This is a genomic window from Streptomyces sp. ML-6, assembly GCF_030116705.1.
Lineage (GTDB): Bacteria > Actinomycetota > Actinomycetes > Streptomycetales > Streptomycetaceae > Streptomyces.
This window is the reverse complement of sequence record NZ_JAOTIK010000001.1, coordinates 2,305,073-2,319,130: the sequence shown is the minus strand read 5'-3', so window position 1 is coordinate 2,319,130 and position 14,058 is coordinate 2,305,073. Positions and strand designations below refer to the sequence as shown.

Genomic DNA, 14,058 nt, shown 5'->3' with positions numbered 1-14,058 from the left:
TCCCGGACAACGCGGCTAGATTCGGGTCATGGCGGACTCGAAGCGTGAGATCGAGCGGAAGTACGAAGCCACGGCCGGGACCCGGCTGCCCGACCTGAGCCGGGTGGCCGGGGTCTCGGCCGTCGTCCACCGGGGCGTCACCGAGCTGGACGCCGTCTACCACGACACCGAGGACCACCGGCTCGCGGCGGACTCCCTCACCCTGCGCCGCCGCACCGGCGGGAGCGACGCCGGGTGGCACCTCAAGTTCCCGGTCGCCCCCGGCATCCGGGACGAGCTGCGCGAACCCCTCTCCGACACCCTGCCGCGCTCCCTGGCCGCCCTGGTCCGCTCCCGGGTCCGGGACGCCGAACTCGTCCCGGTCGTCCGGCTGAGCTCCGCCCGCGACGTCCACCACCTGCTCGGCGACCGGGGCGACCTGCTCGCCGAGGTCGCCGTCGACGAGGTGCGGGCCGTACGGCTGACGGGCGGCGAGGGTACGGCCGCCTGGACCGAGATCGAGGTCGAACTCGCCGACGCCGGCGACCCGGCGCTCCTGGACGCCGTGGAGGGCCGGCTGCGCAAGGCCGGCATCCGCCCGTCCACGTCGGCGTCGAAGTTGGCCAGGGCCCTCGCCGGGACCGGACCCGGTGCGGAGCCGGGGAAGGGGAAACCGGGGAAGGCGGCGAAGACGGAGCCGGGGAAGGGGAAACCGGGCGGGAAGGCCCGCGAGAAGAAGCCCGCGTCCAAACCGGGCGGGAAGATCCGCGAGAAGAAGCCCGCGTCCAAACCGGACGGGAAGGCCCGCGAGAAGAAGCCCGCGCCCGCCACCGCGGGCGACCACGTCCTCGCGTACGTACGCCGCCAGGCCGAGGCGATCGTCGCCCTCGACCCCGCCGTGCGCCGGGATCTCCCTGACTCCGTGCACCAGCTGCGGGTCGCCACCCGCAGACTGCGCAGCGCCCTGCGGACGTACCGCAGGATCCTGGACCGCGACGTCACCGACCCGCTCGGCCGCGAGCTGAAGTGGCTGGCCGCCGAGCTGGGCATCGACCGCGACCAGGAGGTGCTCGACGCCCGGCTGGGCGCCCGCCTCGACGAACTGCCCCGCACCCTGCTCCTCGGCCCGGTCCGCGGGCGGCTCCGGATCAGGTCGGCGGCCCGCCGGGCGGACTCCCGCCGCCGCACCGTGGCCGTGCTCGACGGGAAGCGGTACCTGGCGCTCCTGGAGAGCCTCGACGCCCTGCTCGCGAACCCGCCGCTGCTGCCCGCCGCGTCGAGTGCTCCCGGCCGGGCGCTGCCCCGCGCCCTGCTGAAGGAGTACGGGCGCCTCGCGAAACGCGTCGGCCGTGCCCTGGACCTGCCGCCCGGCCACGACCGGGACCTCGCCCTGCACGAGGCCCGCAAGGCCGCCAAACGCACCCGTTACGCGGCGGAGGCGGCCCGCCCCGCACTCGGCAAACCCGCGAAGCGGTTCGCCAAACGGATGAAGGCGGTGCAGAGCCTCCTCGGCGACCACCAGGACAGCGTGGTGGCCCGCGAGGCCCTGCGGACCCTGGCCGCCCAGGCCCACGCGGCGGGGGAGTCGGCCTTCACCTGGGGACTGCTGTACGGGCGGGAGGAGGCGGCCGCCGCCGCGGGCGAGCGGGAGCTGCCCGGCGTCTGGGCGCGGGCGTCGCGGCCGGGGCTCCGGTCGGCGCTGGGAGACTGAGCATCGGGGTACGCTGGATGGTCACCCCTGCCGGCTCTCGAAAGTTCGCGATGTCAGTCGATTCGGTCTTCCCACAGCTCGAAGCTCTGCTCCCGCATGTGCAGAAGCCCATCCAGTACGTCGGCGGTGAGCTGAACTCCACCGTCAAGCCGTGGGACGAATGCGACGTCCGCTGGGCGTTGATGTACCCCGACGCGTACGAGGTCGGGCTCCCCAACCAGGGCGTCATGATCCTGTACGAGGTGCTCAACGAGCGCCAGGGCGTCCTCGCCGAGCGCACCTACAGCGTGTGGCCGGACCTCGAGGAGCTGATGCGCGAGCACAAGGTTCCGCAGTTCACCGTGGACAGCCACCGCCCGGTCAAGGCGTTCGACGTCTTCGGGCTGAGCTTCTCCACCGAGCTCGGCTACACCAACATGCTCGCCGCCCTGGACCTCGCGGGCATCCCGCTGAACGCCGCGGACCGCACCCTCGACGACCCGCTCGTGCTGGCCGGCGGCCACGCCGCGTTCAACCCCGAGCCGATCGCCGAGTTCATCGACTGCGCGGTCATCGGCGACGGCGAGCAGGCCGTCCTGGAGATCACCGAGATCATCCGCGCCTGGAAGGCCGAGGGCCGCCCCGGCGGACGCGAGGAGGTGCTGTTCCGCCTCGCGAGGACCGGCAACGTCTACGTGCCGGGCTTCTACGACGTCGAGTACCTCCCCGACGGCCGCATCGGCCGCGTCGTGCCGAACAGGTCGGGCGTGCCGTGGCGGGTGTCCAAGCACACCGTCATGGACCTCGACGAGTGGCCGTACCCGAAGCAGCCCCTCGTCCCCCTCGCCGAGACCGTCCACGAGCGGATGTCCGTCGAGATCTTCCGCGGCTGCACCCGCGGCTGCCGTTTCTGCCAGGCCGGCATGATCACGCGCCCCGTGCGGGAGCGAAGCATCACCGGCATCGGCGAGATGGTCGACAAGGGTCTCAAGGCGACCGGCTTCGAGGAGGTCGGCCTGCTCTCGCTCTCCTCCGCGGACCACACCGAGATCGGCGAGATCGCCAAGGGCCTCGCCGACCGGTACACCGAGGACAAGATCGGCCTCTCGCTGCCCTCCACCCGCGTCGACGCGTTCAACGTGGACCTGGCCAACGAGCTGACCCGCAACGGCCGCCGCTCCGGCCTCACCTTCGCCCCCGAGGGCGGCTCCGAGCGGATGCGCAAGGTCATCAACAAGATGGTCTCGGAAGAGGACCTCATCCGTACCGTCGCCACCGCGTACGGCAACGGCTGGCGCCAGGTGAAGCTGTACTTCATGTGCGGCCTGCCCACCGAGACCGACGAGGACGTCCTCCAGATCGGTGACATGGCGGTCAACGTGATCGCCAAGGGCCGCGAGGTCTCCGGCCAGAACGACATCCGCTGCACCGTCTCCATCGGCGGCTTCGTGCCCAAGCCGCACACGCCGTTCCAGTGGGCCCCGCAGCTGAGCGCCGAGGAGACCGACGAGCGCCTGGCGAAGCTCCGCGACAAGATCCGCGGCGACAAGAAGTACGGCCGCTCCATCGGCTTCCGCTACCACGACGGCAAGCCCGGCATCGTCGAGGGCCTGCTCTCGCGCGGCGACCGCCGGGTCGGCTCCGTCATCCGCGCCGTGTACGAGTCCGGCGGCCGTTTCGACGGCTGGCGCGAGCACTTCAGCTACGACCGCTGGATGACCGCCGCGGACAAGACGCTGCCCGAGTACGGCGTGGACGTCGACTGGTACACCACCCGCGAGCGGACCTACGAGGAGGTCCTGCCCTGGGACCACCTGGACTCCGGCCTCGACAAGGACTGGCTCTGGGAGGACTGGCAGGACGCGCTCGACGAGACCGAGGTCGAGGACTGCCGCTGGACCCCGTGCTTCGACTGTGGCGTCTGTCCTCAGATGGACACCAGTATCCAGATCGGCCCGACCGGCAAGAAGCTGCTGCCGCTCACGGTCGTGAAGTAACCGCCGACGGGGGTTCGTGAGGCTTCTCGCCCCTCGGCCACCGGCGGATGTGATCGACGAGAGGTGCCCGGACGGAATTCCGTCCGGGCACCTCTCGGTGTTTCCCGGGCCGTCTTTCCCGGGCCTCGCCGAAACGCTGGGACGCGGGCCGCGCTCCCCCCTGGGCGCCGGACGGCTGCACCGGCGGCTTCCCGACCCCGCGGGCGGGCGGATCGCCGCCGCGCCCGGGGTGGTCCGGCACGTCGGGAAGGGGGCGGGGCCGGCCGGTGCCCCGACGACGGCCGAGCCCCGGGAACCGGGAGGCCCCCTTGCGCGTACTCTGGGTAGTGCAACGACTGTGCCCAGCGCGGCGCCCGAACCAGAGATCTCCCCGCCCGGAGCGAAGTACGCCGAGCGGGGGTGAGCCGGACCGGGCCCCCGGGCCACCCGTATTTCGAGGGCGGCGTGCCACCGCGTCCGCCCCGCACCGAGGAGAAGAACCACTGGGCAAGCGACAGCCCGAAGGCCCGCCACCCGCACCGGCGGTGCAGCGCATCCGACTGCGCTACACCAAGCGCGGCCGCCTCCGGTTCACCAGTCACCGTGACTTCCAGCGTGCCTTCGAGCGGGCACTGCGCCGCTCCGAGGTGCCCATGGCCTACTCGGCCGGCTTCACCCCGCACCCGAAGGTGTCGTACGCCAACGCCGCCCCCACCGGTACGGGCAGCGAGGCCGAGTTCCTGGAGATCGCACTCACCGAGCACCGCGATCCGGCCGTGCTGCGCGAGCAGCTCGACGCCTCGCTGCCGGACGGTCTCGACATCGTCGATGCCGTGGAGGCCCGCACCTCGGGCCTCGCCGACCGGCTGACCGCCTCCGTCTGGGAACTGCGCCTGGACGGCGTGGACCCGGCGGACGCGGCCGGGGCCGTGGCCGCCTTCAACGGGGCCGGGACCGTCGAGGTCCAGCGCCGTGCGAAGAACGGCGTGCGCACCTTCGACGCCCGCGCCGCCGTGGTCGACCTGCAGGCCCTCGATTCTCGACCTGATAGGTCCGGGGACGGGCCCTGTGCGATACTGCGGCTGGTTGTTCGGCACGTGACACCTGCCGTGCGACCTGACGACGTCCTGTCCGGTCTCCGCGTTGTGGCCGACCTGGCGCCGCCGGTCCCCGCAGCGGTGACCAGGCTGGCGCAGGGGCTCTTCGACGAGGAGTCCGGCACGGTGACCGACCCGCTCGCGCCCGACCGCGAGGCAGCTCCGGCCGCTCCACCCACGGCCGCCGGGACCGCCGTCGCGACGGCGCCGGAAGGTGCAGGTTCCGCGTAAGGCGGTCGTTGCAGCGCGGCCCCACGACTCGGGAGCCATCCGGTTCGGGCCGCGCGATGACCCAATAAGACTTTCGCCAGGCCGTACGCCCAGCGCGTACGGAACCGGCGAGCCAGACATTGAGCTCCCGTGCGGCGCCCGCGCCCCGGACGGCGGCCCCGCGTACATCGCGCGGACCGCACCGGACCGGACACAGACGCGGCGCCCGGGAGCCTGACGGGAGAACCGCCCGCATGCCCCAGTCCAATGAGCCCGGCATCACCGGGAACGACGAAGAGAACAACGCCCCCGGCGACAAGCTGCCCCCGCGCCGCAGGCGCCGCGCAGCGTCCCGCCCCGCCGGACCGCCGATGGCGGAGGCGACGGCCACGGGGACGCCGGCCATACCTGCCGCTGACACCGCGGTGCCCGAGGGCGACGCCATGACCGGCACCGAGAGCGCTCCGCAGGCGGAAGCCGCGGCGCCTGCGCGTCCGCGTCGTCGTGCGGTGCGCAAGGCGACTGCTCCGGCGGGTGCGCCGAAGGCCGCCGAGGTCGTGGAGGAAGCGCCTGCACCTGAGGCCGAGGTGGAGGTCGTGGAGGAGGCGGCGCCTGCGCGTCCGCGTCGTCGTGCGGTCCGTAAGGCGACCGCTCCGGCGGGTGCGCCGAAGGCCGCCGAGGCGGTGGAGATCGTCGAGGAGACGCCCGCCGCCGAGCCCGAGCCCGTCGTGGAGCCGGTGGTGGAGCCGGAGCCCGCCGCGCCGCGTGGCCGTACCCGGCGCAGGGCGTCGGCCCCGGCCGGTGCGCCGCAGCACACCGAGGCGCCCGCGGCCGTGGAGGTCGTGGAGGAGACGCCTGCGCCCGAGGCCGAGGTGGAGGCCGAGGTGGAGGCGGCGCCTGCGCGTCCGCGTCGTCGTGCGGTCCGTAAGGCGACCGCTCCGGCGGGTGCGCCGAAGGCCGCCGAGGCGGTGGAGATCGTCGAGGAGACGCCCGCCGCCGAGCCCGAGCCCGTCGTGGCGGAAGCGCCTGCGGCCGAGGCCGAGGCCGAGGAGGCCGCCCCGCGCGGCCGTCAGCGTCGCCGGGCCACCGCCGCCGCAGGCCGTCCCGAGTTCACCGGCAAGCCGGAGTTCACCGGGAAGGAGGAGGAGCCGGTGCGCAGGGGCCGCCGCGCCGCGCGTCCCGCCGTGGCCGTGTTCCAGGCGCCGGTCTTCGCCGAGCCGATGTTCCAGACCCCGGAGACGGCTGCCGCCGCCGCTGCCGCCTCGCGCCACGAGGAGGTCGAGGTCGAGGAGGAGACCGGGACCGTCGAGGAGCCGACGGCCGTCACCGAGACCCCCGCCGCCGAGGCCGCGCCGCAGGGCGGTTCGCGCCGCCGGCGCCGGCGCCGCGGTGAGACCGTCGAGGCCGCCGAGCCCGAGCAGGCCGTCGCTCCCGCGGAGGAGCCGGTAGAGGAGGAGCCCGAGGCCGAGGTCGACGCCGAGCACGAGGGCGACGAGACGGACGAGTACGAGGAGCGCCCCTCGCGCCGCCGCCGTCGCGGAGGCCGTCGCCGCCGCCGCGGCGAGGCCAACGAGAACGACGAGGCCGTGGAGCAGCACGGCGAGGAGGCCGCCGCCGACCACTCCGAGGACGAGCCGGAGCAGGCTCAGGAGCCCGAGGAGGAGGACGAGGAGCACGAGGCGGTCGCCGCGGGTTCCAGCAGCAGCCGTCGCCGTCGCCGTCGCCGGCGCCGCAGCGGTGATGTCGCGGCCGACACCGACAGCGGTGCGGACGACCCGGAGCGTACGGTCGTCAAGGTCCGTGAGCCCCGCAGGAAGGACTCCGAGCGCGAGGCCGGCACCGGCTTCGACGAGGTCCAGTCCATCAAGGGCTCGACCCGCATGGAGGCGAAGAAGCAGCGCCGCCGCGAGGGCCGTGAGCAGGGCCGTCGCCGGGTCCCGATCATCACCGAGGCCGAGTTCCTGGCCCGCCGCGAGGCCGTGGAGCGGGTCATGGTCGTCCGCCAGAACGGCGAGCGCACCCAGATCGGCGTCCTCGAGGACAACGTGCTCGTCGAGCACTACGTCAACAAGGAGCAGGCCACCAGCTACGTCGGCAACGTCTACCTGGGCAAGGTGCAGAACGTCCTGCCGTCCATGGAGGCCGCCTTCGTCGACATCGGCAAGGGCCGCAACGCCGTGCTCTACGCCGGTGAGGTGAACTTCGAGGCGCTCGGCATGGCCCACGGGCCGCGCCGCATCGAGACCGCCCTCAAGTCGGGCCAGTCCGTCCTGGTCCAGGTCACCAAGGACCCGATCGGCCACAAGGGCGCCCGCCTGACCAGCCAGGTCTCGCTGCCCGGCCGCTACCTGGTCTACGTGCCCGAGGGCTCGATGACCGGCATCAGCCGCAAGCTGCCCGACACCGAGCGGGCCCGGCTGAAGACCATCCTCAAGAAGATCGTCCCCGAGGACGCGGGCGTCATCGTCCGTACCGCCGCGGAGGGCGCGAGCGAGGACGAGCTGCGCCGTGACGTCGAGCGGCTGCAGCAGCAGTGGGAGGACATCCAGAAGAAGGCGAAGAGCACCGGCAGCTCCAACGCGCCGACCCTGCTCTACGGCGAGCCGGACATGACCGTCCGGGTCGTCCGCGACATCTTCAACGAGGACTTCTCCAAGGTCATCGTCAGCGGCGACGACGCGTGGGAGACCATCCACGGCTACGTCTCGCAGGTGGCGCCGGACCTCACGGACCGCCTGTCGCGGTGGACCTCCGAGGTCGACATCTTCGCGACGTACCGGATCGACGAGCAGCTGATGAAGGCGCTGGACCGGAAGGTCTACCTGCCGAGCGGCGGTTCGCTGGTGATCGACAAGACCGAGGCGATGGTCGTCGTCGACGTCAACACCGGCAAGTTCACCGGTCAGGGCGGCAACCTCGAGGAGACCGTCACCAAGAACAACCTGGAGGCGGCCGAGGAGATCGTGCGCCAGCTGCGGCTGCGCGACCTCGGGGGCATCGTCGTCGTCGACTTCATCGACATGGTGCTGGAGTCCAACCGGGACCTGGTGCTGCGGCGCCTGCTGGAGTGCCTGGGACGCGACCGCACCAAGCACCAGGTCGCCGAGGTCACCTCGCTGGGCCTGGTCCAGATGACCCGCAAGCGGGTGGGCCAGGGCCTGCTGGAGTCCTTCTCCGAGACCTGCGTCCACTGCAACGGGCGCGGCGTCATCGTCCACATGGAGCAGCCCTCCTCGGTCGGTGGTGGCGGCGGCAAGCGCTCCAAGAAGCGCGGCCGGGGCGGCGCGGCGCACGAGCACGTCGTCGAGCAGGGCCACGAGCCCACCGCCGTGACCGAGGCCGTGACCGAGGCCGAGACCGAGGCCGAGGTGGCCGCCGAGGTCGCCGCCCCGGTGGCGCTGCCCGAGCCGGAGTTCGTCCCGGACGAGGAGCTGTACAGCAGCCCGGCCGAGGCCGAGGCCGCCGTGCGCGGCCGTGGCCGCCGCCGCGCGACCCGCAAGGTGTCGGCCCCGGCCGGTGCCCCGAAGGCCGTGGCCGAGCCGGTCGTCGAGCCGGAGCCGGTGGCTGCGAAGCCGGAACCGGTCGCCGTCGAGCCGGAGCCGGTCGTGGCGGCCGAGCCGGTCGACGCGACGCCGGTCGCCGTCGAGCCGCAGGCGGCCGAGGAGACCCCCGTGGCGGAGGCCCCGCAGGGCCGTACCCGCCGCAGGGCGACCCGGAAGGCGACCGCCCCGGCGGGCGCCCCGAAGGCCGCGGCCGAGTCGGTCGTCGTCGAGGAGGCCGCAGGGCCCGCCGTCCCGGAGCAGGCCGCCGAGCCGGCTCCGCAGGCCGAGGAGGCGCCCGTCGCCGAGGCCCCGAAGGTCGAGGCCGCGCCCGAGGAGGTGGCCCCCGAGGCCGCCCCGCCGAGGGCCCGTCGTCGGGTGACCCGCAAGGTCACCGCCCCCGCGGGCTCGCCCGCCGGTGCGGACGGGGCGGAGGTCGTCGTGGTGACCGCCCCGAAGACCGAGCCGAAGCCGGACGCCGAGCCGAAGGCCGACGACACCGAGCCGGCCGAGACCGCCGAAGCGGCGGCCCCGGCCAAGAAGACGGCCCGGAAGACCGCCAAGAAGGCCACGACCAAGAAGGCGGCGACGAAGAAGACGGCCGCGAAGAAGACGGCCGCCAAGAAGACCGCCGCGAAGAAGACGACGGCCAAGAAGACGACGGCCAAGAAGGCGGCGAAGGCCGCCGTCCCGGCCGACGCCGAGAGCTGACCGACGGCCGGAGCACGACGGAAGGGGTGTGGGTCCCGAGGGACCCGCACCCCCTTCCATAAAGCGCCGTGGACGGGCATGTCGTCACGCGGCGGACCCCGCAGGAAGCGTCGGCGGAAACGCCCGGAAGGGAAAGCGCGCGGCACAGTGGTGCACCTCGTCGGGGATTGTCCCGCGCGAGGTCCCCGGCCCGCGCAGGTGCGGTTTCCCTGATGTCGGCCAAGGTCTCGGCCGACCTGAACGGCGCCGAGCCCAGGGCGAAAGCCGTGAAATCGACTCCTTTTCATTGCCCTGGGCGGGGAATCGGCCCGACCTCGTTCCCATGGCAATCCGGGGGTTTTTCGACTGATTCTCGGCCAGATTCTCGGACGTTGCGCGGAAGCGGCGGTCGAGGCCCTTCTGGGCACGCCGTGGTGTCACGCACCAGGGAATTCGGTCCGTGGAATGCGGAAATGTTTTTCCGGGGCTCGGCGGGGCGCGTCCACCGCAGGTGCAGGGGTCTTGCGTGCGGTCCGCCGTCCACCCCGGACCGGCTCCTGGGGGCCCGGTTTGACCGGCCGAAGACAGCCCCGTAACCTTGTCCATCGGCGTGTTTCCCATGCACGCCTTCCCCTGAGCACATTCCTTCCGGCGGATTCGTCCACCGGGAGAGGCCGCTCATCCTTCCGGATCGTCGCGGGCCCCGGCCTGCGCGGGCGGCTGGCATCAGGGGCTCCGTTCCGAGCGAGAGAGAGATCCGCGTGTACGCCATCGTGCGCAGCGGTGGCCGCCAGCACAAGGTTGCTGTCGGTGACATCGTTGAGGTTGACAAGATTTCCACTGCCAAGGTTGGCGACACGGTCGAGCTCTCGACCCTGCTCGTGGTCGACGGCGACGCCGTGACCAGCGACCCGTGGGTTCTGGCCGGCATCAAGGTCCAGGCCGAGGTCGTGGACCACCACAAGGGCGCGAAGATCGACATCCTTCGCTACAAGAACAAGACCGGCTACCGCCGTCGCCAGGGTCACCGTCAGCAGTACACGGCGATCAAGGTCACCGGCATCCCCGCGGCTGCGAAGTAAGGGACTGAGGAGACATGGCACACAAGAAGGGCGCATCGTCCACCCGGAACGGGCGCGATTCCAACGCTCAGCGGCTCGGCGTGAAGCGCTTCGGCGGTCAGGCCGTCAACGCCGGTGAGATCCTGGTCCGCCAGCGCGGCACCCACTTCCACCCGGGCACGGGCGTCGGCCGTGGCGGCGACGACACGCTGTTCGCGCTCGCCGCCGGTGCGGTCGAGTTCGGCACGCACCGTGGCCGCAAGGTCGTGAACATCGTTCCGATCGCCGGCTGATTTTCGGCGCTCGTCGAGCGGTTTCTGCGGAGGCGGACCTCACTTCCCGTACGGGAAGCGGGTCCGCCTTTCGCGTGTTTCTCCCATGAGAGACGGCTTTCTCCGCCATGGGGACAGCGCGAGTGAGACATTTCTGCATGCATGTAACTGGAGGTTTCAACCATGACCACCTTCGTGGACCGCGTCGAGCTGCACGTCGCCGCGGGTAACGGAGGCCACGGCTGCGCCTCCGTACACCGTGAGAAGTTCAAACCGCTCGGCGGTCCGGACGGCGGCAACGGCGGCCGCGGCGGCGATGTGACCCTGGTCGTCGACCAGTCCGTCACCACGCTCCTCGACTACCACCACCACCCCCACCGCAAGGCCACCAACGGCCAGCCCGGCGCCGGTGACAACCGCTCCGGCAAGGACGGCCAGGACCTGGTCCTGCCGGTGCCCGACGGCACGGTCGTGCTCGACCGCAACGGCGAGGTGCTCGCCGACCTGGTCGGCCAGGGCACCACGTTCGTCGCCGGTCAGGGCGGTCGTGGTGGCCTCGGCAACGCCGCGCTGGCCTCCGCCCGGCGCAAGGCCCCCGGCTTCGCGCTGCTCGGCGAGCCCGGCGAGTCCCGGGACATCGTCCTGGAGCTCAAGACCGTCGCCGACGTCGCGCTGGTCGGCTACCCGAGCGCCGGCAAGTCCTCGCTGATCTCCGTCCTGTCCGCGGCCAAGCCGAAGATCGCCGACTACCCCTTCACGACCCTCGTCCCGAACCTCGGCGTGGTCACCGCGGGCAGCACCGTGTACACCGTCGCCGACGTGCCGGGCCTGATCCCCGGCGCCAGCCAGGGGCGCGGCCTCGGCCTGGAGTTCCTGCGGCACGTGGAGCGCTGCTCGGTGCTCGTGCACGTACTGGACACGGCGACGCTGGAGTCGGACCGCGACCCGGTCTCCGACCTCGACACGATCGAGGAGGAGCTGAAGCAGTACGGCGGCCTGGAGGACCGGCCCCGCATCGTCGTCCTCAACAAGATCGACATCCCGGACGGCCAGGACCTCGCCGACATGATCCGCCCGGACCTGGAGGAGCGCGGCTACCGCGTCTTCGAGGTGTCCGCCGTGGCCCGTACCGGCCTGAAGGAACTCTCCTACGCCCTCGCGGGCATCATCGCCGAGGCGCGCGCGGCCAAGCCCGTGGAGGTGGCGACCCGCATCGTCATCCGCCCGAAGGCCGTCGACGACGCGGGCTTCACCGTCACCAGGGAGGCGGACGACCTCTACCGGGTGCGCGGCGAGAAGCCGGAACGCTGGGTGCGCCAGACCGACTTCAACAACGACGAGGCCGTCGGCTACCTCGCGGACCGGCTCAACCGCCTCGGCGTCGAGGACGCGCTGATGAAGGCCGGTGCCCGGGCGGGCGACGGCGTGGCCATCGGCGCCGAGGACAACGCCGTCGTCTTCGACTGGGAGCCGACCATGGCCGCGGGCGCGGAGATGCTCGGCCGCCGGGGCGAGGACCACCGGCTCGAGGCGCCGCGCCCGGCGGCGCAGCGCCGCCGCGACCGCGAGGCGGAACGCGACGAGGCACAGCGCGAGTTCGACGACTTCAACCCGTTCTGAGCCGGTCGGCCGGGCCCGTCCGCGCGGGTCCGGCCGGTCGTACGGGGCCGTCCGACCGGCCGCCGAAGGCTCTTCATGTCACACGGCACGTCGCGCGGCATGTCACACGACCGAGGGAACCGAATCCGCTCATGAGTGATTCATGCCGCTCATACTTGTGGCGTCGGTCACCTGGTCAGGAAGCGTCAGTTCCGGTATTTGCCCTGATCGCAAGGCAACACGAGGTTTCGCCACGGCGTGCAGTGGCCGACGTCCACCTTGCGAGACGGTAACGGAGAGTGCAACCATCGCTGTATCTCCCAGCCCTCGCAAGGTAGGTCGTCTGTGTCTGCTCAGCACATAGCCAAAGCCCGAACCACAGCAGTCGTGCTCGCCGGTGGTACCGGTCAGCGCGTGGGTCTGTCCATCCCCAAGCAGCTGCTGAAGATCGCAGGCAAGGCCGTCATCGAGCACACGCTGTCGATCTTCCAGCAGGCCGACTCCATCGACGACGTCATCGTGCTGATGGCGCCGGGCTACGTGTCCGACGTGGAGAAGATCGTCGAGAAGGCCGGACTGACCAAGGTCACCAAGGTGATCGAGGGCGGCGCCACGCGCAACGAGACCACCGAGCGCGCCATCGCGGCCCTCGGCGAGGGCCTGGCCGAGGGCGAGGACCGCAACGTCCTCTTCCACGACGCCGTGCGCCCGCTGCTCTCGCAGCGCGTCATCAAGGACTGCGTCGACGCCCTCGACCGCTACGAGGCGGTCGACGTCGCCATCCCGTCCGCGGACACGATCATCGTGACCCGCACCCACGGCGGCGACGGCGAGTTCATCACCGACGTGCCCGACCGCTCCCGGCTGCGCCGCGGCCAGACGCCGCAGGCCTTCAAGCTCTCCACGATCCGCCGGGCCTACGAGATCGCCGCCGGCGACCCGAACTTCCAGGCCACCGACGACTGCTCGGTCGTGCTGAAGTACCTGCCCGACGTGCCGATCTACGTCGTGGCGGGCGACGAGTACAACATGAAGGTCACCCAGCCGGTCGACGTCTTCATCGCGGACAAGCTGTTCCAGCTGGCCTCCACTGCCGTTCCGCAGCCGACCGACGACGCCGCCTACCGTGAGCTGCTCACCGGCAAGACCCTTGTCGTCTTCGGCGGTTCGTACGGCATCGGTGCGGACATCGCGTCGCTCGCCGAGTCCTACGGCGCCACCGTCTACGCCCTGGGCCGTTCCACCACGGGTACGCACGTGGAGAACCCGGAGCACATCGACGACGCGCTCTCCAAGGCGTACGCCGACACCGGCCGCGTCGACTACGTGATCAACACCGCGGGCGTGCTCCGCATCGGCAAGCTCGCCGAGACGGACAACACGACCATCCAGGAAGCGCTCAACGTCAACTACCTGGCACCCGTTCAGATCGCCCGGGCCTCGTACAAGTACCTCGCCGAGACCAAGGGCCAGCTGCTGCTCTACACCTCCAGCAGCTACACCCGGGGCCGCGCGGAGTACAGCCTCTACTCGTCGACCAAGGCCGCCATGGTCAACCTCACCCAGGCGCTCGCGGACGAGTGGGCGGCCGACGGGGTGCGGGTGAACTGCGTGAACCCCGAGCGCACCGCCACCCCGATGCGCACCAAGGCCTTCGGCGAGGAGCCCGCGGGCACGCTGCTCTCCTCCGAGGCGGTCGCCAGGACCTCGCTCGACGTGCTGCTCTCCGAGATGACCGGTCACGTCATCGACGTGCGCCAGCAGGACCCGACCCGGGGTGCCTCCGAGGCGTCCGGTTTCGAGCAGGCCCTTGCCGCCGTCCTGGACCGGCAGGCCGATGTGTAATACTGCTTGACAATCGATCATTCGGACCCCTGCAGTCGCCAAAAGCGATCGCAGGGGTCCGAATTCGTGAAGCTCTGCCTTCACATTCCCCTCGTAAGGT

At 71.8% G+C, this 14,058-nt stretch carries 8 protein-coding genes; all 8 read left to right on the top strand.

The features are described from left to right. The first annotated feature begins 28 nt into the window (after positions 1-28). Positions 29-1,690, top strand: coding sequence for a CYTH and CHAD domain-containing protein (locus OCT49_RS10115; protein WP_283851550.1), 1,662 nt, complete (start codon positions 29-31; stop codon positions 1,688-1,690). A 50-nt stretch (positions 1,691-1,740) separates the two neighbouring features. After that, positions 1,741-3,666, top strand: coding sequence for a TIGR03960 family B12-binding radical SAM protein (locus tag OCT49_RS10110; RefSeq protein ID WP_283851549.1), 1,926 nt, complete (start codon positions 1,741-1,743; stop codon positions 3,664-3,666). Positions 3,667-4,190: 524 nt separating this feature from the next. Then, positions 4,191-4,973: a TIGR03936 family radical SAM-associated protein gene (locus OCT49_RS10105; protein ID WP_283851548.1), complete on the top strand. Its 783-nt coding sequence runs from the start codon at positions 4,191-4,193 to the stop codon at positions 4,971-4,973. A 233-nt stretch (positions 4,974-5,206) separates the two neighbouring features. Next, a complete protein-coding gene (locus OCT49_RS10100) occupies positions 5,207-9,202 on the top strand; it encodes an Rne/Rng family ribonuclease (RefSeq protein ID WP_283851547.1) in 3,996 nt (1,331 codons plus the stop codon). A gap of 740 nt (positions 9,203-9,942) precedes the next feature. Next, positions 9,943-10,263, top strand: coding sequence for a 50S ribosomal protein L21 (gene rplU, locus OCT49_RS10095; RefSeq protein WP_042812502.1), 321 nt, complete (start codon positions 9,943-9,945; stop codon positions 10,261-10,263). A gap of 14 nt (positions 10,264-10,277) precedes the next feature. Next, on the top strand, positions 10,278-10,535 hold the full coding sequence (gene rpmA / locus OCT49_RS10090) for a 50S ribosomal protein L27 (protein ID WP_018103204.1): 258 nt from the start codon (positions 10,278-10,280) through the stop codon (positions 10,533-10,535). 162 nt (positions 10,536-10,697) lie between these two features. Then, the gene (obgE, locus tag OCT49_RS10085; RefSeq protein ID WP_283851546.1) at positions 10,698-12,134 is read left to right on the top strand and encodes a GTPase ObgE; all 1,437 of its coding nucleotides are present in this window, start codon (positions 10,698-10,700) and stop codon (positions 12,132-12,134) included. Positions 12,135-12,458: 324 nt separating this feature from the next. Then, positions 12,459-13,958 carry a bifunctional cytidylyltransferase/SDR family oxidoreductase gene (locus tag OCT49_RS10080; protein ID WP_283851545.1) on the top strand — a complete coding sequence of 500 codons (1,500 nt, stop codon included), beginning with the start codon at positions 12,459-12,461 and terminating at the stop codon, positions 13,956-13,958. Positions 13,959-14,058 lie beyond the last annotated feature (100 nt).